Source organism: Desulfobacter curvatus DSM 3379 (genome assembly GCF_000373985.1).
GTDB lineage: Bacteria > Desulfobacterota > Desulfobacteria > Desulfobacterales > Desulfobacteraceae > Desulfobacter > Desulfobacter curvatus.
Map to the genome: position 1 here is coordinate 1 of NZ_KB893066.1, position 24,814 is coordinate 24,814.

Consider the following 24,814-nt stretch of genomic DNA (forward strand, 5'->3'; position numbering starts at 1 on the left):
CGTCTGTCCGCCCCCTTTCAACTCCGATTAGTGTGAGACGGCAACCACGGACAGGTAATCGAAACAGTTTCAAGCCTGGAATGGGGGAGAACTATGCCCGGACGGAATGAAAATCTTCGGTACAGGCCATGGTTTGTGTAGGAAGAACTACCTTTCCGATGCCTTCTGAAAGAAGGAAAGGCGGAATTTTCCCAAAAAGGAGTGGGCGGAACAACTTCGGCCGACCTTTTATTATTTATGCGTCAGCACTGATGAAAAACTTTCCGTATACCCAAATAATTTGAAATGTGATATACGTTTTGCATTAGCTTCAGCGCTTAGTCTGTAAATAAAATATCAAGGTGATACATTCACAATCCCCCTTGGGGCGCGGATGCAATGGGGGGCTGGTTTAAACACCGGAATCGTAAAAAGTAACTGAACATAAGATATAGTATCTTCAATAAAGAGAATTCGGAGTGTGAAGTGGATATCAACATAGACGACCATCCTGATGCACTTGTAGTTTCCGTTGCAGGGAAAATAGATGCATCTAATTCCCCAAAAATAGAAAAAGAGATTGCGACATACACGGCAACGGTTCAAAAAATTGTGATCCTGGACCTTCAAGGAATGGAATACATGAGCAGTGCAGGCCTCATGGTGGTTCTCATATCAGCCAAAAATCTTAAGACAAAGGGTCAGGAACTTTTTATTTCAGGTTTACAGGGATCTGTCAAAGAGGTGTTTGAACTGTCAGGGTTTTATTCCATTTTTAAAATATTTAAAACCGTTGAAGACGCCTTGAGCAATATTGGGTGATAATCGCCCGCAGCGGGTGCTCTGCCCCGTCAGATGATATTGCTAAGCTGATGATCAAATACCGAAGTTAGGGCTTCATTGAACAGGAAGAAGGACCCGGCCCCGGGATGTGAAAGAAGACCTTGAGCCGATCATGATGGTTTCCATGATCGGAGGATTAACTGAATTTTCAGATCGCCATTCAACAATGAAATTGGCCCCGGAACCGCCGGTTTTATCATCGTAGTCCACGACATAGCGTATGGATTCAAGGGCCTTGAGAAAAACAGATGAGGGCAGGTATTTTTTTATAAGGACTCCCTTGGTGTCATAGTAATCCACGGACACAATTTCAATGGCGTGGCGCATATCTGTATTGCGGATACTTAAAGTTACGGTTAAAAGCGAAGGGATTTGTCTATTGCCCGTGTAAATATGTGAATATGCCGGGACATAAATTTTTTGTCCTTTTGAAAGCGTTGGGCTTTCCTGGGTAAAAGCCGTACCTTTTGCCCATAATAACAGTCCAATCAACAACACCGGGTAACCTATCAAGTATTTTTTTGCCGTCATTCGTAACCACCTTTAAGAGAGCCGTTTTAAACAGGAACGCGTTTTCTCTGATTTTATGAAGACTAACCTGAGTGTGCGCATTTTTGCAAGCCTGGCCGGTAAAATTTCTCACCCGTTTTTCATTTTAGACTCAGCATACCCGATGAAACCAACCGGCCTGTTTGCCCTGTTCCTGCCGTGCAAAAAACGTAATTCGAGATGAAATCCTTGTAACCTATCCTTCGATCTCACCGGTATTGAATGTTAAATTATCTTTAATTTTAGTTGATTATCATTGTGGCATGGGGGTTGCTCTCTACTGGCATGGCAAGGACGCGGAAGAATTTGGTCTTTCGCCTTAACCTGAATTTTAAGAAAGGAAATGAACAATGAAATGCAACAGTGAAAAAGCAACACGTCCGGCTATGTTTTCAATTGCTTTGGCTCTGACGGCAGGATTTTTGGTTTTCACTCTCTGCGTACCCATCACAGCCACGGCAACCGATGCCGACGCCATTGAACGGCAGGACTCTTCAATCAACGTCGAGGCGCCCGTGCCATCTGAGGCCATTGCCACTGAAAATCAGAATATCGCCACACCTGTCCCTGAAGAACAGGATGCCGCCGCACCCGCCCTTGAAGCAGAGGCCTCTGAAACCGATGAAAATTTAGTTGACGAAAGTCCCATGCCAATGGATTCGGAACAATCCCCTTTGGACAAACAAAGGCAGCAGTTTTTGTCCAGGCAGATCTTTTTTGCCTTTAACAGCTGCCAACTGGATGAACAGGCCCAGGCACTGGCCCGGGAACAAGCCGCATGGCTGGCGGCCAATCCAGAGGTAAGTGTTGAAATCATCGGCTATTGCGATCAAAGTGGTCCCCAGGATTATAACATGGCACTGGGGGAAAAAAGGGCCAATGCAGTGAAGACCTTTCTTGTAAATCTTGGAATTGCCCCCCAGCGCCTGACCGAAGTCAGCTATGGGGAAAAATCTCCTATCCGCACCACAACGGATCAGACCGCCGCCCGGATCAACCGGCGGGTTGAATTTAGAATTCAGCCGGCAGCCTGATTTCCCGCCTAAAGTGGCCCGGACCTTTGACATCCTGTACAGGGGAGGGGGTGGAACCAATCATCCCCTGGCAGGAAAAGCGTTTTCCCACCTTTGTCAAATGTCCGGGTGCTTTTTTATGATTTGATGGTTTTAAGCCCGTTTTGAATGATTTCCATCTCATGGGCGAAACGTTCTAATCTCGCGTCATCAAAAGGCGCTCCTTCTTTCAGGTGCATCTCCAATTCCAAACTTGCAGACTGTAACGCATTGGCTCCCAGGTTCCCGGCAACGCCTTTAATCGAGTGTGCAAGACGCTGGGCATCTTCCATTTGCCCTTTTTCTATTAAGTCGCGGATATCTGCCGCGGCATCAGCATAATTTCGACGGACTTTGAGAAGCAGCTTCCGGTATAGTTGCCGGTTACCGGCAACACGTCGTAAACCATCCTCTATATCAAATCCTGGCAGTTCGGACGGAAGATCATCCAAGACGTTTTCCTTTGGCATTTTAGCGCCTGTGCCGGAATTGATTTTTTCTGAAAGTTCCCTGTTTACCGGCGGTATCCAACGGATCAGCGCATTGAACAGTTCCTTGGGGTCAATGGGTTTGGTAACATGGTCCTGCATACCTGCGGCAAGGCTTTTTTCCCGGTCGCCGGCCATGGCATGGGCCGTCATGGCGACGATGGGCAGCTGCCCGGCTGTTTTAAATTCACGAATCCTGGCCGTGGCTTGTATGCCGTTCATCTTCGGCATCTGAATATCCATGAGCACAAGATCGTATTTCCGGGTTTTTACCGCATCCACGGCTTCCCAGCCATTGTCGGCAACATCAACGACTAACCCTGCACTCTCTAAGATTTCCAATGCGATCTGTTGATTGATTTGGTTATCTTCTGCTAATAAAATACGTGCCCCCTGTCTGTCTTTTGCCTTGGTCAGGTAATCATCAAGTTTTTGTTTTCTGCTTGCCGCTTTGCGTCCGTAAGCCGCCATGATTGAGTCGTAAAGCGTGGATTGGGTCACAGGTTTGGTCACAAATCCGTCCAAACCTACTTTAAGGGCCTGATCCTGGGCTTCTGACTTGCAATAGGCTGTGGCCATGATGATTTTGGGCATCGGCACAAGGCCTGTCATGGCGTGTATACGGCGGCAGGTTTCCATACCGTCCATGACCGGCATTTTCCAATCTAACAGAATAATTTCAAAGGGATCAATCCCAATTGACGTTTCAAGCCTGTCAAGCCCGGACATGCCACTGACAACAGTTTCAACCCTGAATCCCATGTTTTCCAGATAAGATTGAAAAATTTTCCTGGCGGTTTCATTGTCATCTATTACAAGCACTTTTTTCTGGTGCAGATCATCGTCGGCCGTTACCTGCTTACGACCACCCTGATCGTTACCAACTGCCAACCGAACCGTAAAAAAGAATGTGGAGCCCTTGCCACGTTCCGACTTGACGCCGATGCCGCCACCCATTAACTCCGAAAGGCGTTTGGAAATGGTAAGCCCTAATCCCGTACCGCCATATTTTCGGGTAAAGGAATTGTCAGCCTGGGAAAAGGCATGAAACAGCCTCTCCTGCTGGTCCTGTGTCATGCCAATTCCGGTGTCCCGCACACAGAACCGCAGGACAGCCTTGTCTGCCTCCTGCCCATCCAATGTGCAGGAGAGCTCTACTTCACCCTGCTCGGTAAATTTACATGCATTACCTGCCAGATTAACCAGGATCTGCTTTAAACGGAGAGGATCTCCAATAAGGCAGCGGGGAACTTTCGGAGATATATGCACCAACAACTCCAGACCTTTTTCCGTTGTCTTGATGGTCGTCAAGTCTGCGGCAGCAGCCATGACATCGTCGATATCAAATTTCACGGATTCAATGTCCAGTTTCCCGGCTTCAATTTTGGAAAAATCCAGAATGTCGTTTATTAAACCCAACAGTGAATTGGCAGCCGCGTCTATTTTATTGATATAATCCCGCTGCTTGAAAGTCAAATCGGTCCTCAGTGCCAGATGACTCATGCCGATGATGGCGTTCATGGGCGTGCGGATTTCGTGGCTCATATTCGCCAGAAACTCGGATTTCGCCTTTTCGGCCTCTTCAGCGGTTTTCTTTGCCTTTTCAAGTTCAGCATTCTGGCTTCTCAGGGATCGGTTAAGATCATTCAACGCCTGGGTTTTTTCCTGTACGCGATTGTCCAATGAGAGGATCTGTTTTTTCAGCTTCTGTCTCATGAATTCAAAGGATTGGGACAGTTTGCCAAACTCATCATTGCTGAATGCTTTGACCGGCTCATCAAGCTCATTCCGGGCAATTTTACCGGAATGTTTTTCAAGATAATGGATCGGATTGATAATTTTATAACGGATAAATTTCAAAAATATAATGGAAGAGATTGCCAAGGGAACAATCAAGATTAAAATCGTAATACCGAAGATTTGAAAAAACTGGTCCTGAATATCATCACTGAAATCAACTTCTATCCTACCGATAACTCTTTTTTGATAGATCACATCCCGGCTTATTGTTTTGCTTTTTTCACTCGTCTTGTTACCGGAGGAATAATTTGAAAACGGCAGATTTTCAAAATCATATACCCTGATTGCCAGAACCCGTTGGTCATTTACCATATAATCAATCAACGGCAGATCAATTTGGGGGGTAAAATCATACAGCGGCTGCTGCATGGCTGATGCAATGATTTTTGCCGTATTTTCTTGAAACTTTTTATTTTTATTTTCTATTTTATTTTTATCAATTACCAATAGAGCCGTTCCGATCGTTGCCGTCGGGGCAAAGATCACAACGATCATCAAAAGGTAGACCGCACGGGAAATGGAAGAATGTTTCAGTGAGAACATGATGACGGTATCCAGCTTTTAACTGTATTCTGGTGACGGCTTATCCAAATTTGGGCAGCTTGATCATGGGTTTTTTTTTCTATATCTACAAGATAAGCCGCCTCTGCAATCATGCGGTTGGTCATTTTCATGTTTTTAAGTATCTGGTAGGCGCACGGCCACTCTTTTTCCACGCCTTTCCAAGCCCCTTTGAACAACCGCCCGTCTTTTGGATTACCACAGTCATGGGTGAACAAGGGATTTATACCCCACTCGGGATTTGTTTCGCACTTCTTTTCATACGCCGGAAATTCTACAAATTCGCCATCATAGGCAAAGTCTGTCCAGTTGGGTGTCCAGTTGAACATCAAAATGGGGTGTTTGTTTTTTACAGCCGCCTGGAGTACGGCAGTCAGTTCGTCAGAATTTTTGGCTAATTGAATCACAAAATTGAGTCCAAGCGCCTTTATCCTCTTGGCATCCGGTTTTTCCCAGGGGCCTCCCAGATAAACGCCCTTTCCATGACTTGTGGGTGTGGCAAATAGTTGTGCACATTTATTCAGTGCTTTGTAGTCAGGCAAACCAGGGCATAATTTTTTTACATAAGACGGATACCACCACTCTTCTCTTGTCTGAGCCGGATGCAGACCGACCTCAACAACGTTTTTTCGTTTAACGTTTTCAAAGGCATCAAGCATTGTGCCTTCCCAAATTTCTACCTGTATGTGAGCCCATCCAAGATTCATTGCCCCGAATTGCTTATCCGCAGCATAAAATGGGTACTCGACCTTATAACCGATGGATTCGTAAATGCGACCAAGAATTTTGCTGTTTACGATCTGACTTGTCCAATCATTGATTATTATTTTAATGGGTTCAGAAGATTTTACCTCTTCCGCCTCGATCGGAAAAATGTAAAAAAGGGAAAAAAGAATCAATACGGATGCTGTGAGTAATTGTTTTGAAATCATAAAAATTACCTCCTGTTCGGCTCCTTTCCCATAATGGTTTCTTTGTTTAAAAAACAGCAGTCAAAAAAGAGCGTGTCGGTTATCGCGCGCCAAAAGATTATGGATGGTACACTATCCCAGCTCTATTTACAGAATGATTAAGGAAGTTTTGTCAACGCATTAAATTTATCGGAAATTATAATAAAAATTTAACACAGTTTTTTCAGCCTGTCGACAGTTTGGTAAATTATAGTTAAATGGTTGAAAGGGATGGTAAAAATTGACGACAATGTCTAAGATCAGGACAGTTTTAATCCTTTTCTTCATGAATGGCCGCCTGCTTTAATCTTCGCTGGGATTCGGTCCAGTCAATGCGGCTTAAAAGTCCCCTGATGATTCTGACATCCCTGGATGACAACCCGGCGTTGGAAAAAATCCTGCGATAGGTGTGCAGCAGATGATCCGGGTTCTGGGGATCAAGATAATCAATATCCAAAAGCGTCTTTCTCATGTGGGCAAACATGGATTCAAGTTCTGCTCCCGGGGCAGGGTCTTTAACCTCCGGGTCATGGAAATTTTTTCCGGCACCGGATTTAAGGGATGCTTCGTAAAGCAGCACTGCCAGGGAGTGGCTCAGGTTCATGGACGGGTAGCTGTCGTGGGTGGGGATGGTAATAAAATACCGGCACAGGTCCAGATCCTTTGTCTCAAGTCCGGTATCCTCCGGTCCCATAACCAGGGCACTGTGATGTTCCTGTCTCTGGGCTTGGATCTGTGCCCCTGCCGTGGCAGGGGTTAAAAACCCTTTTCTGTATTTGCCGAACCTGCGGGTGGTGCCGTAGGCGGAATGGATGTCAACTAGTGCCTGTTCCAGGGTGTCAAATATTTGCGCCCGTTCAAGGATATGAAATGCAGACAGGGCCATTTTTTTTGCTTCAAGGGATTTGTAGGCACTGCAGGGGCTGACGAGACGCAGCCGGGTGCACCCAAAGTTCATCATGACCCGGCACACTGCACCAATATTGATGGGGCCTTGGGGACGGACCAGGATAATCGTGAGGTGATCCATATTATTTTTATCCTTGGGCATTGGATTTTAATTCCCGGGGGATTCCAGAATCAGGGTCACAGGCCCTTGGTTAATCAATGATACATCCATATTGGCCTGGAATTTCCCTTTTTTCACTGGAACGCCTAACGAGGCCGCCCTGTCGGCAAAGAAGCGGTAAAGCCGGCATGCAGGCTCCGGGGGTGCGGCATCCGTAAACGAGGGGCGCCGCCCTTTGCGGCAGTCTGCCATAATTGTGAACTGGGAGACCACTAAAAGTTCTCCTTTGACATCAAGCAGAGACCGGTTCATTTTTTCCTGGTCATCTTCAAATATTCTTAAGTTGATGATTTTGTCCACCAGGTATTGGGCATCTTTTTCCGTGTCCCCATGGGCCACGCCCAAAAGTACCACAAGGCCTGCGCCAATGCTGGATATCATTTTGTTGTCTACGGTAACATGGGCTTTTTTAACCCGTTGAACAATGGCTTTCATCGGTTTCCTTAAAATTTGTGGTCTGTTTTCAATTTGAGGATAAGAAATTTAGGCGGGCGTCATGCACCGGGGCCTGGGCCAGGTTGTGGGAAAGCCCATCTCTTTTAACGACCGGACTGCTGTGTTTACAAACATGCCTGCCTGTTCTTTGCTGTGTGCGTCGTCTCCGGGAACCACGGGAATGCCCAGCTCCTTTGCCCTGGCCAGAATTGCCGGGGTCAGGTAAGGTGTTTTTTCTCCTTTGGCAAGGGGCCGCAGGTTATAATCCAGCACCAGTCCCAGGTCCTTGATCGCAGAAAGATTGCGCTGGATGCGTTTGCTGATTTCAGGTTGGTCAAGCCGGGCTTCAAAGTCCGGATCATAAATGCGGATAAGATCAAAATGACCCACAACAAAGGGGTGCAGATCCAGGATCATTTCATACTGGGCGTCAAAATAGGCCATATACATGCGATCAAGACCGTTAAATTCCGCTGCAATGGCCTCATACTCCTGCCTGGAATAGTCAAAACATCTGTCCTTGAGATGATGGATCGAGCCCACAATATAGTCGGGATTAAATTCCCGGATCAACGACCGCACCAAGGCCGGGCTGCCAGTAACGGTTTCGGTCTCAAACCCCTTAAATATCCGGATATCTGACTTATATTTTTGTTTAAGCCTTTCCAGTTCCAAAAAATATTTTGAAAACCGATCCCCAAGATCCTTGACCGAAAGGCCTTGCTCAAGCTCATCCGGGTAGAGGAACCGGTGTTCGGGCGGGGGCATGTGCTCGCTGATGCCCACGGCTTTAAATCCTTTGCTGATATAGGCTTTTATCAGGTCTTCAAGACTGTCCTGGGCATGGCAGCAGAACTGGCCTGAATGGCCACCATGCAGGGATATGAGTTCAGAATCAATCATGGGGCGGACTTTACCATCAAGCCGGTAGTAAAATCAAGATCCGGATGATCCGGTTGCAGAAGAGAAGCACTACCAAAGGCGGATCACATTTGACGCGGAACGATCAAGGCGTCCAGAGCCATGGCTCCCTCACCCCGGGGAAGCACCAGAAACGGGTTCAAATCGAGACTTTCCAGACGATCGGCATTGGCTGCGGCAAAGGCAGATAGGGTCGTCAGCGCATGGATCAGGGCCTCGATATCCGCCGGCCTCTTCCCACGCACCCCTTCCAGCAGCGCAAAGCCATTGATCTCACGGATCATCTGTGCGGCTACGTCTTCTCCGAACGGCGCCAAACGCATGACTACATCCTTAAACACTTGGACGAAAATGCCGCCAAGGCCGAACAGCACCACCGGACCAAAGACGGGATCTCGCTTAACACCTAAGATCGTCTCCACCCCATCCGTTACCATCGGTGCAATCAAGACGCCTTCCAACCGGGCTTTCGGCGTTGCCTTCCGGGCTCTGCGCATCAACGTGTGAAAGCCGTTGACAACCGCCTTAGAATTATTGATATCCAGCAGCACACCGCCGATTTCGGTTTTGTGCAGGATGTCGGCAGAGGCGATTTTCATCACCACCGGGTACCCTAAGGCCTCAGCCGCGCTGCGAGCCTCTTGGGCAGAGCTGGTTAATCGCTCTGTAATCACGGGAATCCCTGCTTTTGCCAGCAGTTTTTTTGCCTCGTACTCGCTCATGGCGTGCTTCGGTACCAGCACTGTTGATTCCATTACTTTTGCCTGCTGCACCTGGGCGAAAGAACGGCCGTAGTTAAACAGCGCTGCCACGCTGCGCAGAGCCCGGGTCGGATCTTCAATGACCAGAAAACCCGCCTCTTCGTAAGGTTGTTTTTCCTCCGGCCGTTCGCTGCTGCACAATACCAGTACTTTGTCGGGATATTGCTGCCGTAACCGTTTCAATTCGGGAGGCAACATCTTTCGAAACTCAGGCGTACGGGCGGGAGGCAGGAAACAGACCAGAGAATCCAAGTTGTCTTGTCCCAGCACCACCTCTATGTAATCCTTTACCACCATCTGGTTATAGGTGGCCTGGGCGGTCATGTCCACCGGGTTCCGGGTGGCTGAAAACGGGATCAGCTGTTTCAACTTGGCCTGGGCCTCCTGGGATAGCTCCGGCGCTTCCAGACCAAAGCCGGGTGCCGTATCCGCCATCAGCACGGCAACCCCACCGGAACCGGAGAGGAGTCCCACACGGTTGGATTTGGGAAAGATACCGGCAGAACAGACGTAAGCCACATCCAAAAGCTCTTCAATGGAATTCACCCGGTGTACGCCGTATTGCCGGAATACGGCATCGTAGACCGCATCAGTGCCCACCAGCGACGCTGTATGAGATGCTGCAGCCATAGCTCCCAGCTGTGTGCGGCCCACCTTGAGCATGACCACCGGTTTACTGCGGCTACGGGCCATTTCCAGGGCATGAATGAGCCGATCGCGGTTACGGCAGCCCTCAATGTAACACAAAATGACTTTTGTCTGCTGATCAAGTGCCATGTACTCCAGGCATTCGGCCACGTCCACATCGACTTCGTTGCCTGTGGTGCACCATAGGTTGATGCCCAGGCCATGCTTTAAGCAGAGATACAAACCGTAGGAGCCAAAGGCGCCACTCTGGCTTGCAAAACCGATTACCCCGGGCGCGGGTAAGCCCTGATCAAAGGTCCGTGCAAACGTCCCCACCATGCCGTTATTGATGTTGATGACTCCCATACAATTGGGACCTAACACGCGCATGCCTGATTCGTGGGCGATATCGGCAATTCGTTGTTGTGCCGCGGTGCCCTCAGTGCTCATCTCGGCAAACCCGGAACTGAAAATTATCGCAGCCTTCACTTCACGTTCGGCAAGTTTCTCCATAATCTCAACCACGGCCGGTGCCGGTACCATGACATAGGCCAGATCCACACCGGCCGGCAGATCGGCAATGGAGGGTAACGTGGGCACCCCCTGTACGTTACGATGCTGAGCGTTGATTGGATACAGCGTACCGGCATAGCCGTTGTCTTTGGTATAGCGAAAGATACGGCCACCGATCTTGGAGGGATTGCTGGACGCACCCACCGCGACAATCGCCTTTGGTTTGAATAGAATATCCAGATTGTGTGAATTCATCATCATAGATATCCTTTCTCTTTAGCCGCGTAAAAGCAATGGATGAACTTTTATCTTGGCAGGATATGTATTGTCTTAACAAGTTAAATGCTGTTGAACAATATAGGTTATAATACCATAAGATTGCCATATTTTCAATGTCAATCCCATGCACCCTGAATCGGTGATTAAGAAAAGAACGATATGAAAAAAAACTAAGGTATGAGATAGTAGGCTGCCCAAGATCCAAAAAATTCATAACCAAAGAGGTGGATTACATCACACAAATATGCACTATGATGAGAAAAGATCAGATCCCAGTGTGAAATATAAACAGTGGATTACCGATAACACACTGAACTCTTTGTATGGTAATGCACCGGCCTCTATAATCGGCAGTCTTGCCGTATTTTTGGTTGTTTCCGGGTCCATATGGACTCAAATCGCCTCGCTGTCATTATTAGTCTGGTCGATTTCAGGGGTTTTGATTGGCGTCGTCAGGCTGGCATTGTGGCATGGATATAAAAACAAAAAAGAGCGTTTGACACCCAGGTTCTGGCTCAACAGTTATCGTCTGACGACTTTGGGTTCCGGAATTGTATACGGCATAGCCATGTGGCTGTTTTTTGACGATCTTTCGGTTGAATATCAAGCTTTGATATATTTTGGTATTGTTGGTTTGACTGCAGCCGCTTCCGGTACCCATGCGGTTGATTTCCAGACATTTCAGCTCTTCATGTTCTCTGCGTGTATGCTTGTAATCACAAAATTGATGTCCCATGGGGGCCCCACTTTTTTTTCGCTTGCCGTTATGTTTGTGTTTTATGTATTGGTTATGGACAGAATAGGGCGTAACAACAACAGGACGCTTCTGCATAATTTTAAGCTGACCTATACCATGCGTTATCGGGCGACCCATGATCCTCTTGTGGACTTGTTGAATCGAAGTGAATTTGAAAATCAGTTTGAAGTCAATACCCCTTTAACACATCACGGTGTTGCTGTTTTGTTTCTTGATCTTGATAACTTCAAACCTATAAACGACACGTTTGGTCATCAAACAGGCGATAGAGCGTTAAAACAGGTTGCGGATATTTTGGTGAAATCTCTCAGGTCGGATGACTCTGTCGCCCGCCTTGGTGGGGATGAATTTGTTGCCTGCCTCTTCCTTGATGATATTAATGAGGTTAAAGAGATCGCGGATAATATTCTGCAAGACATTGAAAAAATTTCTTTTCCTGGGTCACATCATTATACCGGCCTTAGTGCAAGTATCGGCATCGCCTTTCACCATGATAATAATGTGAAATATTCACAACTGTTGCACGTGGCAGATGCTGCCTGTTACCAAAGCAAGGAACAAGGGAAAAATCAGGTGACCATCCTATTCGTGAAAGATAATGTGTAGCTGAATCGTTTCAGGTGGATTTTTTGAAAATATTATTCCTTGAGCCTTTTTACGGTGGGTCCCACAAGGCTGTGGCAGACGGTTTTGCCGGCTGTTCCGGCCACCAGGTGGATATTTTATCCCTTGCTCCCAGATTTTGGAAGTGGCGGATGCGCGGCAGTGCACTGGCATTTGTCCGGCAGGTTGAAAATTTTAACGATTATGATCTTGTCTTGGCCACAGATATGGTAGATGTCACCGATTTCAAAGCCCTGGCCGGGCCGCAATGCCCGCCCGTGGCGCTTTATTTCCATGAAAATCAGCTAAGTTATCCCCTGGAGCCCGGTGAAAAAAGGGATTTCCATCTGGGGTTTACCAATATCATATCTGCCTTGGCTGCGGATGGCGTATTTTTTAATTCACAATTCCACAGGGATGACTTTTTCAGCGCTGCAAAACGTTTGATTCGTAAAATGCCGGATCTTCGCCCGGGATGGGTTCTGGATAAAATCCGGGATAAAACCCGTATATTGTATCCGGGTATTGATTTGGATTCCAGGTCTTGTGTTATTCCGGAGACGCAACCCAGCAGTCTTGACAGACCTTTGGTGATCTGGAACCACCGGTGGGAGTATGATAAAAATCCAAAGGCCTTTTTCAACGTACTGGAACGGCTGAAACGCCGTGGCATTCTGTTTTACCTGGCTGTTATGGGTGAACAGTATGACACCGTTCCAAAAGCGTTTAGGGGCATTGAGGACCGGTTTTGTGCTGAGTTGCTTGTCTGCGGGTACCAGGAACAGGCGGCGGATTATAGAAAATGGCTGGCCAAAGGCAGTGTGGTGATCAGTACTGCCATCCAGGAAAATTTTGGTATTTCAGTGATGGAGGCCGTGGCCCATGGATGTTTTCCCTTGCTGCCGAATCGTTTGTCATACCCGGAACTGATCCCCGGGCAGGTGAAACCTGATGTTCTTTACCAGGATGACGCTGACCTTGAAACCAGGCTGGAACATCTTCTGGTGCAGCCTGGTGCCTATCGGGATAAAACTGTGGCATTAGCGGCCCATGCCGCAGGGTTCGCCTGGGCGCATATGGCGGGAAAATGGGATAAGGCGTTATATCAGGTTATCGGGTCAAGCAGGAGCAGAAATTGACAAACATCTGCTTGCTGTATTTGCCTGCCATGACTTCGTTTTTTAAAATTTGCAGAGAATTATACGGTTTTTGGGGATCCGCATGGCGGCTGGTCCCCCGGTAGGCCAAAGGTTCGTAGCTGTTGATCAGCCCTATGAGTTCAGCTTCCTCTGATATATCGACAATACCCTTGGGGTAGCCCGAACCATCTAATTTTTCATGATGCGTCAGGGCAACCATGGCAATTTCCGGTTCAAAACAGGTGCTTTCTTTAATAATGCGGTGCCCCTTTACCGTATGAGTTTGAACTTCCTTGAACTGGGCATCTGATAGTTTGGTCTTGGTGTGGTTGATCTCGGAAGAAAGTTGTGTGCAGCCGATGTCATGGAGAATGGCACTGACCCCGAGCGTTTTGACCTTTGCCTCGGCATAGTGATGGAATGTGCAGAACTGCATGGTCAAGGACAAAATATTTACGGTGTGCTCCACCAGCTTGTCTGAAGAACCGGACAGTTTTGCCAGGGATTCCACCAGGGTTTTATTTTCGTTGTACCCTTGGAACAGGATCTCTATGGTTTCCGGCAGCATTTGTCCTGAAACATTCAACGGGCCTTCCAGGGCTTCCTGGACAAGGGTCGCCAACGCCTGCCGTATGGGAACAAGACCTTGGGAGAAAATGGTTTCCGCCAAATGTGCGTTCATGGTTTTGTAAAGGGCATGGGAGGCGTTTTCCCTGTCAGACGCGCGGATAAAAAGATCTGGAAATTGTTCGTCCTTGATCCGGGATGCCTTGATCCGTTCGCCTTCCTTTTTATAAAGCAGTGGTTCGTTTTCCTTTGAAAAATAGAAAAGAGGAAAACTTTTAAACAATGAAATTTGAGACTTTTTAACAGGAATGAAGTCTTCGTCCATTTTATTTAAATCGCCTTAGGGTTAATGGTATAAATTAACCATACCATTTTTTGCCTGCAAGGATAAAGTTAATTTGAAACAAGTCTTGACGATGATAAAACTGGCATTACTTTTACACTACAATGAATAAAAAGTAATACAAACAAAAAATGGAGATATATTATGAACTTTGATAAATTGACGGTAAAATCCCAGGAACTGTTCCAGCGGGCACACACGCTTGCTGTTGATAAGGGGCAGCAGGCCATTGAGCCCATCCACTTTTTAGGGGCCATGCTGGCTGATGACCAGGGCATTGCTGTCTCCATATTTAATAAAATAGGCGTCGCTCCCGGTGCTGCCGTACAGCGTGTCTCTTCTGCCCTGGACAATATGGTCAAGGTATCCGGCGGGCAGCCCTATCTGTCCGAACCCGGGCGAAAGATGCTGGATTTGGCCTTTAAGGAAGCCGCAAAGATGAAGGACCAGTATGTCAGCCTTGAACATATCCTGATCAGCTTGACCCAGGGTAAAGACAAGGCCGGCGAAATCCTTACAAGCTTGGGTGTTACAAGGGATGTGATCCTGTCCGTGCTCAAGGACATTCGAGGAAACCAGCGGGTGACCGACCAGAACCCCGAAGACAAATATCAGTCTTTGGAAAAATTCGGAAAAGACCTGACAGATCTGGCCCGCCAAGGGAAACTGGACCCGGTTATTGGCCGGGATGAGGAGATCCGGCGAATTGTCCAGGTTTTGTCCCGGCGCCGGAAAAACAACCCCGTGCTCATTGGTGAGCCGGGCGTAGGTAAAACCGCCATTGTGGAGGGCCTGGCCCAGCGGATTGTGGAAGGCGATGTGTCCGAAACCCTGAAAAACCGTCGAGTCATTGCCCTGGATATGGGGGCTTTGCTTGCCGGAGCAAAATTTAGGGGCGAATTTGAGGACCGTCTCAAAGCGGTGTTAAAAGAGGTTGAGGCTGCCGAAGGGGAAATCGTTTTATTCATCGACGAGTTGCATACGGTGGTTGGGGCCGGTGCTGCCGAAGGATCAGTGGATGCCTCTAACATGCTTAAACCTGCCCTGGCAAGGGGCAGTCTGCGCTGTGTGGGGGCCACCACCCTGGACGAGTATAGAAAATATATTGAAAAGGATGCTGCCCTGGAGCGGCGTTTTCAGCCGGTCATGGCCAAGGAGCCCACCGTGGAAGATACCATCTCCATCCTCAGGGGCTTGAAGGAAAAATATGAGGTGCACCATGGCATCCGGATCAAGGACTCTGCCCTGGTGGCGGCGGCTACGCTTTCCCACAGGTACATTGCAGACCGGTTTTTACCGGACAAAGCCATTGACCTCATTGATGAGTGCGCATCCCGGCTGCGTATTGAGATTGACTCCATGCCCCGGGCCATTGACGAGATCCAGCGGCGGCTGACCCAGGCGGCCATTGAGCGCCAGGCCCTGCTCAAGGAGAAGGACAAAGCCTCCAAGGAGCGCCTTGAACATCTGGAAAAAAATATTGCAGCTATGGAAGAGGAGATCCGGCCTTTGAAACTGCACTGGGATAATGAGAAATCCATTATCCGGGAGATTTCGGCCATGCGGGAAGATATTGACCGGTTCCAGACCGAGGCCCAGCTTGCCGAACGTGCAGGGGACTTTGAAAAAGTCGCCCAGATCCGTTACGGCACCATTGCGGAGCTGAACCGAAAAATTGAGGAGAAAAAACAGAGCCTTGAAACTTTGCAGCAGACCTGCAAGATGCTCAAAGAAGACGTGGAAGAGGCTGATGTGGCCGAGGTGGTTTCCACCTGGACCGGGATCCCCGTTTCCAAGATGCTTCAGGGTGAGCAGGAAAAATTGATCACCATGGAATCCTATATTGCCAAACGGGTGATCGGCCAGGAAAAGGCTATTGATGCGGTCTCCAATGCCGTGCGGCGCGCCAGGTCCGGCCTGCAGCCCGAAGACCGGCCCATCGGTACCTTTATTTTTATGGGTCCCACGGGTGTAGGTAAAACCGAACTTGCCAAGTCCCTGGCCGAGTTCATGTTTGATTCCAAGGATGCCATGGTGCGGCTGGATATGTCCGAGTACATGGAAAAGCACAGTGTGGCCCGGCTCATCGGCGCCCCTCCCGGATATGTGGGATATGACCAGGGCGGATACCTCACTGAGGCGGTGCGGCGCAGGCCCTACAGTGTGATCCTGTTTGACGAGATTGAAAAGGCCCACCCGGACGTGTTCAACATCCTGCTCCAGGCCCTGGATGACGGCCGGATGACCGATGGCCATGGCCGGACTGTGGATTTCAGGAACACCATCATCATCATGACATCCAATATCGGGTCCAGGATCCTGCTTGAAGCAGGGAAGGAAGGCATTTCCAATAATGAGGTGGAACAGGCAGTGCAGCAGGCGCTTAAAGCCGCGTTCAGGCCGGAGTTCCTAAACCGGATTGATGAGATCATCACCTTCCATGCCCTGGAACGCGAACATATCATGGATATCGCAGCCATCCAGATTGCTGCCCTGAACCGGCGGCTGGCCGGCAGGAACCTGGCGGTTCACCTGGATGATGATGCCATGACCTTTGTGGCCCGGAAGGGGTATGACCCTGGGTTTGGCGCTCGTCCGCTCAAGCGTGTGATCCAGCAGGAAATTGAGAACCCGCTGTCCATGGCATTGCTCAAAGGGGAGTATCTTGAAGGCGAGACAGTATACTTCCGTTTTGACAAGGACGAAGACCGGCTTGTGCTCGGCCATGGTCCCAAAAGTATGAAGGTTGCGGGATAACCTCTCCCGTAAGAAAAAAAGGAAAACAAACCCCCGGGGTTGCACCTAAGGTTTTGCAGCCCCGGGGGGTTTTGTTTGTTATGCGGCGGTTATCCCGATGGGATACCAAAAATAAACACCAAAAGGCAAACAAGGGCCAGCGATCCAAAAAGCCAAAGACGTTGTGTTGATCTGTTGAGACCGTTACGGTTCTGCCGGGCAACAATCCATGCAACACTGCATTGCAAGGTATAATAAAGGGCAAATGCCCTTGAGGCATAGGCAATAATTTCATTGACATTGGTTGCCCAGGTCAGTGCCACTGTGACAATAATAATCAACAGGTACGTGGCTCGAATGGAGAGCTTGCCCTCGAGGATATCCTGGATTAACCCGCCGGCCCCTGAGGTGTCTGCCACAGACGCACTGAATTGGCTGCCGATGGCAGCAACGGAAAGCAGCAGCGGCAGAACGGCAGCCACAGGCGTTGACATGCTGATGATTGCGGTTACATCCGATCCAAGATCTTTGTGAAACAGTATGGTTGCCAGGGCAATGAAGGCCAGATAAATGCCTGTGGAGATCAACTGGGCAGTCCGCATGGTGCGGATTCTTTGATCTGCAGTATGTTCCTGCCCAAGATAGCGGGAGGTTTCAAATCCCTGTACAACAATCAAAAGCCCGAGCAGCACTCTTAGATCATGAAAATTAATCGTGGATGAAACTTGGGGCAGTGCCCAAAGTCCGTCTGCGGCCAGTTGAAAATTATAAACGCAGAGACCGGCTAAAAGAGCCCCTATCATGCCGAGATTTAGGGCAATGGCATATTTTTCAACCTTTTCCAATTCATCCAGTCCCCGCCACATTCCGATTCCCCCGATGGTCACCAGAAGGGCTGTGGTGATGCTGTTTGCCGCGATTTCGTTTTTAATACTGAAAGTGTTGAGAAGAAAGGCTGCCAGCAACTGCAGGTAATAGGTGATTGAGATAAAATACGCACAGGTCAGAACGATCCTGGAGAAAAAAGCCACATCTTGCGCCAGGCCGCGTCCCTGGTTTTCAATGGGTTCAAAATGACGGATGTTGAACCGGATAGCCTCACCCACAAGGTATGCCGAAACAAGAAGCAATGCCATGCATATTACAGCCAGGTTGCCGACGATCCCGGCCAGAAGCGGTGCACTGATCAAAAAACCGCTTCCCATGATTGACGCCAAAGGCGTGACCGTGGCTTTCCAATTTAAAGATTGGGACAGCCGTTTGGAAAAGGCAAAATAGCCGCCTAAAATTAAAGCAATAATGATGATGATGCCGTTTAACAAGGGTTTAGATCCAATCTGTCTATTCGATGATTTTGTAAGAACACGTTAACATTCTGATCTTATGTATTGAGATTAAATATTTCAATTAATGTTCAGTCCGACCTGTTCGGTGGATCAATTATGATAACCAAGTTGTTTTCTCACGTTTTTTCTCCTTCAGTCAAGCCGGCCAATGGAAATTGTCAAAAAAATCATTTTTTGACGAGTGTTGTCAAAATTATTTTATACATTGGGTTTTTGGTCCGTTATAAGTAATCTCACACATACAACCCAAGGAGAGATTTTGCCGATCAGGGTTAAACATGACCCCCCATGGATCCTGGTGCCTCATTTCTATTTTTGGCAAGGTCCACAGAGGGGGTCTCGGCCGTAGAACCTTCCATCCCCAATTTATTAATTTTTTCTTGCTGTCTTTTTTCCAGTTCCGCAAAGCAAGATACGGTGGCCTGCCACAGATGAAACAGATATTGGTGAGACATAAGTGCTTTTATGTCTCAGGCCGATTTGATTTAGGGATATATTTCTTTTTTTGCCGGTGGTTAGATGCAAAGAATGAATCTTTAAAACGGTTCTTCTTTGTATTTTAGATTCAGCACATTATAACAAGCATCCCGATATAGTAAAAGAATTGATAAAACTTGTTATGATAAATTACTATGGTATAGTATCTGCACCAGTAAAATAACGCGCAATTAGCGTTGCAAAAAAGGCAATTAAACCGGAGCCTAATAATCATTTTTTGTTGTGGGTTGAGCCTGGGTGTTGATAGACCAGGTCGGCCCATGGCCGTTAGTTCAGGCTTTGGGTCAATGTATTTATCAAATATAGTTCGGGCGTAAGACTTATGATTTGGATTTTTAAGTATAAAAAAGGTCGCAAATGGTTGGGGATCTCTGTTGTACGCATGATGACGGCAATTTGCCTGTACTGCGCCGTGCCGCATCTTCCTTGGGCTTTTGCCCAGGAACCCGTACCGGATGTGTGGACAGGCCCTGACGCGGTCCGATTTGCCCTGAAGAACAATCCCGATGCACAGATTGCCTTAAAGCGAATTGCCTCGTCTGCAGCCGCCATAAAAGAAGCCAATGCAGCGTTCTATCCGCAGTTGGGGGTGCAGGCAGGATATTCGCGCACCGACAATCCCATGTACTCATTTGGGAACATCCTTAACCAGGGCGTGTTTACCAACAGTATTGATTTTAACGATCCCGGTGAAACAGACGATCTTCAGTTTGTTTTGCAGCTGACATACCGGATTTACAACGGCGGGCGAAGCCAGGCCGGTGTGGATGCAGCCAATGCCCAAAAAGAAGCGGCCATGCTCCAGGAAGAAGCGGTTAAACGCAGCCTTGGCTTTGCCGTGGTAAACTCCTTTTTTAATATTGTCCAAGCCGGGGAGAATGTCAGTGCCAGACAAGCGGCAGTTCAGGCAATCGACGCGTCAATACAGGTGGCCAGGGCCCGGTTTGAGGAAGGGGACATGCTCAAACAAGAGCTGTTGAACCTGGAAGTACAACAATCCCTTGCCGGCGAGGATTTGATTCAGGCACAACATGGCCTTGCTCTCTCCAAACAAAGCCTTTTAAATGTGCTGGGGTTGACCGGAAATCAGGTGGAGATCAACCTTGCCCATACCCCTTTACAGCCTGTGCCGAATCAGCCCGATTTTAAAGACAGGTCGGAAATCAAAGCCATGCAGTTTCTGATTCAGGCCAGGCAGGCAGGACTCCGCCAGGCCAAAAGTGGTTATTACCCCACGGCAGATGCCTTTGGGTCCTATCAGGTGGACAAGGGATTTGAGATGGGCAGCGGCTCCGGGGACTCATGGATGGGCGGCATCCGTGTTAACATGACACTGTTTGACGGCAAACAGACAGACGCCAGGGTTCAACGGGCCAACATCGCATTGGCCCAGGCAAAGGATGAACTTAGGAAAATGGAATTGGCCTATGGGCTGGAGATCCGGCAGGCTGTTCTGAATCTTGATCAGACGGAAAAAAGGTGCCGGGTGACCAAAAAAATGGTGACATCTGCCCAGGAGTCGGCCCGCCTTTTCCGGGAACGATTTAAAGTAGGCCTTGTGCTTTCTTCCGAACTGATTGATACGGAAAACCGGCTGACGGAAGCCCAGGTACGCAACGCAATGGCCAATGCTGAACACCGCATCGCGGTTGCCAATTTAAGGCGGGCTTGCGGGTTATTGCAATACGCTAATTAATTTTTTTTAAAATGGTTATCCCAATGAAAATTCGTACACACCTTATGTTTGTTTTGATGATGATCCTGGTGCCGGGCGTTGGTGCCCAGGCACAGGAGGCCTCCGCAGCCCTGCCTGCAGCAGCCGTGCAGACGTCCACAGTAATTGAACAGACCGTGCCCACCCTTGTTGAGGTTGTGGGAACCTTGCAGGCTGTCGAACGTGCGGCCATTGCCGCAAAATTGACCGGGGTTGTGACTGACGTTCCGGTGGTCCTGGGCTCCCGTGTAACCAAAGGTGACCTGCTGGTTGAAATCAGCGCCCGGGAGATCGCCGCCCAGCTCAATCAGGCCCAGGCCCGGTTCAATCAGGCCGAACGTAATCTTTTTCGTGAACGAAGACTTTTAAAAAAAGATGCCACCACGGCTGAAACCGTCAAATCCATGCAGGATGAGTATGCCGTGGCAAAAGCGGCAGTGCAGGGGGCCCGGACCATGCTCGGGTACGCCACCATCACCGCACCTTTTTCCGGCGTAATCACGGCAAAAAATGTACATGCAGGGGATTTGGCCACACCCGGTACGGTATTGCTGCGCATGGAAAATGATCAGAAGCTGCAGGCGGTCTGTGCCGTACCCGAAAGTCTGGTGCTGCAGGTCGGGCCGGGACAGACTCTTCCGGTCACAATACCCACGGCCGGACTGACCATCAACGGCAAGGTGGCGGAAGTAGCGCCTTCGGCTGATCCTGTCTCCCGGACAGCACCGGTCACCATAGATTTATTGTACGACGAGAAATTGCGCACCGGGCAGTTTGCCCGGGTCAAGCTGCCCGGACAGATAAAGACATCTCTGTTTGTGCCCGACAGCGCCGTGTTACCCCAAGGTCAGATGGAACGTGTCTTTGTAGCTGCGGACAATAAAGCCCATCTTCGCCTGGTACGAACCGGCATGCGTCAGGACGGCCTGACGGAGATTGTCGCCGGCCTGAATCCCGGTGAAACGGTGATTGTTAGAAACAATGAACATCTCGTGGACGGACAGCCCATAAAAATGCAAATAGAGAAATCCCATGAATGAACAACATAAGTTGCCCGAACACCAGGGATTTGCCGGCCGGTTAGCCGCGACCTTTGTAGAATCAAAACTGACACTGATCGGTATTTTTGCCTCGCTTTTGCTTGGGGTCATGGCCATTACCATGCTGCCCAGGGAAGAGGAACCCCAGATTAAGGTGCCCATGATTGACGTCATGGTTGCCATGCCCGGGGCCGGTGCCAAAGAAGTGGAACAGCGTTTGAGCATCCCCATGGAAAAGCTGCTCTATGAACTGCCCGGCGTGGAGTATATCTACTCCACCTCCATGCCCGGCCAAAGTATGCTGATCGTCCGATTTTATGTGGGTGAGGATTTGGAAACTTCCATTGTCCGGCTGAACCAGAAGCTGCAAACCAATTTTGACCGGATTCCCCACGGCGTTTCCAAACCCTTGATCAAACCGCATACCATTGATGATGTGCCGATTCTGGCGTTGACCTTTCACTCCAAAACCTATGACCATTTTATGCTGCGACGGCTCGCCGCCCAGGTGGACGATGAGGTGAAATCCATCTTTGAGGTCTCTGAAACCAAATTAATTGGGGGGACCCGGCGTCAGGTGCGTGTGCTGTTTGATCCGTTGCAGTTGGCAGCCCGGAATCTGACACCCTTTGATCTGATAAATCATCTCAAGCAGGCCAACCGTCAGTGTTTTTCCGGTACTACCCAGGCCAATAACCGGGAAATGTTCGTCCAGACCGGCACCTTTCTGGAATCAGCCGAAGATATCGGGAATATCGTCATCGGTGTCCACAGCGGCAATCCGGTCTATCTGCACCAGGTGGCAAAAATTGTTGACGGACCCGAAGAACCCAAATCTTATGTGCTGTTCGGCAGCAAGGACCACAACGACCCCGAAGCGGCGGTGACCCTTTCCGTGGCCAAACGGCCCGGGGCCAATGCCGTTGATGTGGTGGAACAGGTGTTGACCAAGGTGGATCAGCTCAAGGGCAGCCTGATCCCCGGCGATGTAGAAGTTACCGTCACCCGGGATTATGGGGAGACCGCCGCTGAAAAATCCAATGAACTGCTGTTTCACATGGGCATTGCCGTTTTCGGGGTGGCCCTGCTCATCTTGATTTTCCTGGGATGGCGGGAGTCCATGATCGTCATGTTGGCCATCCCTTCCACTTTGGCTTTAACCCTGCTGCTGTTTTATTTACACGGCTATACCCTGAACCGGATCACCTTGTTTGCTCTGATTTTTTCCATCGGTATTTTGGTGGACGACGCCATTGTGGTGGTGGAGAATATTGTCAGACACATGCGGCTGCCTGAGAATCGGTCCCGTTCCTTTAAGGACATTGCCATCATTGCAGTAAGCGAGGTGGGCAATCCAACCATTCTGGCCACATGGGCCGTGATTGCAGCGATCTTACCCATGGCCTTTGTGGGCGGACTCATGGGGCCTTACATGCGACCCATCCCGGTGGGGGCATCTGCCGCCATGGTCTTCTCCCTGATCATCGCGTTTACCATTACCCCCTGGGCCGCCACCCATATTTTAAAGCGCAAACAGGCGGTGGCCTCCGGGGACACGGCAGCCGTAGAAAAGGGGCATGATCCCGACCACGCTCCGGATGATTTTTTTACGCGGTTTTATCACCATATTATGGATCCGCTGCTCTCCCACGGCGGTTGGCGGGTTCTGTTTTTCTGCACCATCATTGCCATGCTGTTGGGGTCTTGTGCCATGGTTGTGCTGGGCCTGGTTAAAGTAAAGATGCTGCCCTTTGACAATAAATCGGAATTTCAGGTAATTCTGGACATGCCCGAAGGCGGTACCCTGGAGCAGACCACCCGGGTGGCCATGGAGATGGCCCAGGTAATCAAGCATGAACCGGACGTCACCGATTACCAGATTTACGCAGGTACGGCTTCCCCGTACAATTTCAACGGGTTGGTCCGCCACTATTTTATACGTTCGGGTCCCAGTGTGGCAGACATTCAGGTTAACCTGGCATCCAAGCAGGATCGTGACCGGCAAAGCCATGAAATAGCCAAAAACGTGCGTCCGGCGCTTGCGGCCATTGCCAAAAAATACGGGGCCACCATCGCCGTTGCCGAAGTGCCGCCGGGTCCGCCGGTTCTCCAGACCCTGGTTGCCGAGGTTTACGGACCTAACCAGGCCTCTCGCCTGGCGCTGGCCAAAAAGGTCAAACAGATTTTTGCCCAAACAGATGGTGTGGTGGATATTGACTGGTACCGTGAGAATGACCGCGAAAAGACCATTATCACGGTGGACAAGGAAAAAGCGGCGCTGCACGGCATTAGTGAAAGCGATATCACCCAGGCCGTGAATATGGGACTTTCCGGATTGTCCGCGGATCTGTTCCACCAGCCCCGGGACAAGGAAGAAATAGATATTGTATTTCAACTGCCCAAAGCCGAACGTGCCCGGATTGACTCTCTCCTGAACATCGGGTTGCGGAATCCGCAGAATCCGGCTTCGGCCCTGACGCCGTTGCGGGAACTGGTGACCTTGAGCCACGCCCCCGTGGACCAGCCCATCTATAGAAAAAATCTGAAGCCGGTGATCTACGTAACCGGCGATGTGGCAGGCGCTGCGGAAAGCCCGGTATACCCCATCCTTGAGATGAATAAAGCTGTTAAAAAGCTGTCAGGCACCGATTTTGGCGGAAGCCGGGATCATCTCACCATTTATAATTTAAAACAGCCGTTTAACCAGGCCGAGCCCGCCATCAAATGGGACGGTGAGTGGCATATTACCCTGGAGGTGTTCCGGGATCTGGGACTGGCATTCTGTGTGGTCATGGTGCTCATTTATATGCTCATGGTGGGTTGGTTTAAAAGCTATGTAACGCCGCTGGTGGTGATGGCGGCCATTCCGTTCTCTTTGATCGGTATCCTGCCCGCGCACTGGGCACTGGGGGCCTTTTTTACGGCCACCTCAATGATTGGATTTATGGCGGGTGCCGGAATTGTGGTGAGAAATTCCATTATTTTGGTGGATTTTATTGAACTGCGTCGAAGCCATGGACTGCCGCTGGCGGAAGCCGTGGTGGAAGCCGGTGCCATCCGGTTCCGGCCTATGTTGTTGACGGCCCTGGCGGTTGTTGTGGGCGCTTCGGTGATCCTGGCAGACCCGATTTTTCAGGGCCTTGCCATTTCGCTGATGTTTGGTGAGATTGCCTCCCTGCTGATTTCCAGGATGGCGGTGCCGGTTTTGTATTACATGGTCCAGAAAAAAGTATAGGTAACATAT

General features: G+C 49.3%; 17 protein-coding genes. 8 read left to right on the forward strand and 9 right to left on the reverse strand.

Translation table 11 applies throughout. The annotated features are described in order from the left end of the window. The first annotated feature begins 465 nt into the window (after positions 1-465). A complete protein-coding gene (locus B147_RS0114895; RefSeq protein ID WP_020587997.1) occupies positions 466-801 on the forward strand; it encodes an STAS domain-containing protein in 336 nt (111 codons plus the stop codon). 75 nt (positions 802-876) lie between these two features. On the opposite strand, the gene B147_RS0114900 is transcribed toward B147_RS0114895, so the two are convergent. Continuing rightward, on the reverse strand, positions 877-1,353 hold the full coding sequence (locus B147_RS0114900) for a DUF3124 domain-containing protein (RefSeq protein WP_020587998.1): 477 nt from the start codon (positions 1,351-1,353) through the stop codon (positions 877-879). Between the two features lie 368 nt (positions 1,354-1,721). On the opposite strand from B147_RS0114900, the gene B147_RS30380 reads away from it, so the two are divergent. Beyond that, positions 1,722-2,405, forward strand: coding sequence for an OmpA family protein (locus tag B147_RS30380; RefSeq protein WP_020588000.1), 684 nt, complete (start codon positions 1,722-1,724; stop codon positions 2,403-2,405). Positions 2,406-2,521: 116 nt separating this feature from the next. Here B147_RS30380 and B147_RS28540 read toward each other — a convergent pair whose 3' ends face one another. The 6 genes from B147_RS28540 to B147_RS0114945 form a co-directional block, all read right to left on the reverse strand. Then, entirely contained in the window at positions 2,522-5,254 is a 2,733-nt protein-coding gene (locus B147_RS28540) for a response regulator (RefSeq protein WP_020588001.1), read from the reverse strand. After that, positions 5,242-6,204, reverse strand: coding sequence for an ABC transporter substrate-binding protein (locus B147_RS0114925; RefSeq protein ID WP_020588002.1), 963 nt, complete (start codon positions 6,202-6,204; stop codon positions 5,242-5,244). Before B147_RS0114925 ends, B147_RS28540 begins: the two co-directional genes overlap by 13 nt. A 289-nt stretch (positions 6,205-6,493) precedes the next feature. Further along, positions 6,494-7,252 carry an RNA methyltransferase gene (locus tag B147_RS0114930; RefSeq protein WP_157237898.1) on the reverse strand — a complete coding sequence of 253 codons (759 nt, stop codon included), beginning with the start codon at positions 7,250-7,252 and terminating at the stop codon, positions 6,494-6,496. A 27-nt stretch (positions 7,253-7,279) separates the two neighbouring features. After that, the gene (gene dtd / locus B147_RS0114935) at positions 7,280-7,726 is read right to left on the reverse strand and encodes a D-aminoacyl-tRNA deacylase (RefSeq protein WP_020588004.1); all 447 of its coding nucleotides are present in this window, start codon (positions 7,724-7,726) and stop codon (positions 7,280-7,282) included. A gap of 48 nt (positions 7,727-7,774) precedes the next feature. Next, complete coding sequence (locus tag B147_RS0114940; RefSeq protein ID WP_020588005.1) at positions 7,775-8,629, reverse strand: histidinol-phosphatase; 855 nt, start codon at positions 8,627-8,629, stop codon at positions 7,775-7,777. An 83-nt stretch (positions 8,630-8,712) separates the two neighbouring features. Then, positions 8,713-10,809 carry an acetate--CoA ligase family protein gene (locus B147_RS0114945; RefSeq protein WP_083927913.1) on the reverse strand — a complete coding sequence of 699 codons (2,097 nt, stop codon included), beginning with the start codon at positions 10,807-10,809 and terminating at the stop codon, positions 8,713-8,715. 586 nt (positions 10,810-11,395) lie between these two features. Between B147_RS0114945 and B147_RS30385 the strand changes: the two genes are divergently transcribed. Continuing rightward, positions 11,396-12,190: a GGDEF domain-containing protein gene (locus B147_RS30385; protein WP_157237899.1), complete on the forward strand. Its 795-nt coding sequence runs from the start codon at positions 11,396-11,398 to the stop codon at positions 12,188-12,190. A 14-nt stretch (positions 12,191-12,204) separates the two neighbouring features. After that, entirely contained in the window at positions 12,205-13,326 is a 1,122-nt protein-coding gene (locus B147_RS0114955) for a tRNA-queuosine alpha-mannosyltransferase domain-containing protein (RefSeq protein WP_425387033.1), read from the forward strand. Here B147_RS0114955 and B147_RS0114960 read toward each other — a convergent pair. Further along, a complete protein-coding gene (locus B147_RS0114960) occupies positions 13,298-14,218 on the reverse strand; it encodes an HD-GYP domain-containing protein (protein WP_020588009.1) in 921 nt (306 codons plus the stop codon). The genes B147_RS0114955 and B147_RS0114960 overlap by 29 nt on opposite strands. A 162-nt stretch (positions 14,219-14,380) precedes the next feature. Here B147_RS0114960 and clpB point away from each other — a divergent pair, with 162 nt between their 5' ends. After that, complete coding sequence (gene clpB / locus B147_RS0114965) at positions 14,381-16,993, forward strand: ATP-dependent chaperone ClpB (protein ID WP_020588010.1); 2,613 nt, start codon at positions 14,381-14,383, stop codon at positions 16,991-16,993. A gap of 89 nt (positions 16,994-17,082) precedes the next feature. Here the strand turns inward: clpB and B147_RS0114970 are convergent, their stop codons facing one another. Continuing rightward, positions 17,083-18,294: a hypothetical protein gene (locus B147_RS0114970; RefSeq protein WP_020588011.1), complete on the reverse strand. Its 1,212-nt coding sequence runs from the start codon at positions 18,292-18,294 to the stop codon at positions 17,083-17,085. Between the two features lie 844 nt (positions 18,295-19,138). Between B147_RS0114970 and B147_RS0114980 the strand changes: the two genes are divergently transcribed. The 3 genes from B147_RS0114980 to B147_RS0114990 are packed head-to-tail and all read left to right on the forward strand — an operon-like array spanning position 19,139 to position 24,805. Next, positions 19,139-20,512, forward strand: a complete 1,374-nt coding sequence (locus tag B147_RS0114980; RefSeq protein WP_020588013.1) for a TolC family protein — start codon at positions 19,139-19,141, stop codon at positions 20,510-20,512. Positions 20,513-20,535: 23 nt separating this feature from the next. Beyond that, entirely contained in the window at positions 20,536-21,570 is a 1,035-nt protein-coding gene (locus tag B147_RS0114985; RefSeq protein ID WP_020588014.1) for an efflux RND transporter periplasmic adaptor subunit, read from the forward strand. Further along, positions 21,563-24,805, forward strand: coding sequence for an efflux RND transporter permease subunit (locus B147_RS0114990; protein WP_020588015.1), 3,243 nt, complete (start codon positions 21,563-21,565; stop codon positions 24,803-24,805). The genes B147_RS0114985 and B147_RS0114990 overlap by 8 nt, the downstream gene beginning before the upstream one ends. The last annotated feature ends 9 nt before the right edge of the window (positions 24,806-24,814 follow it).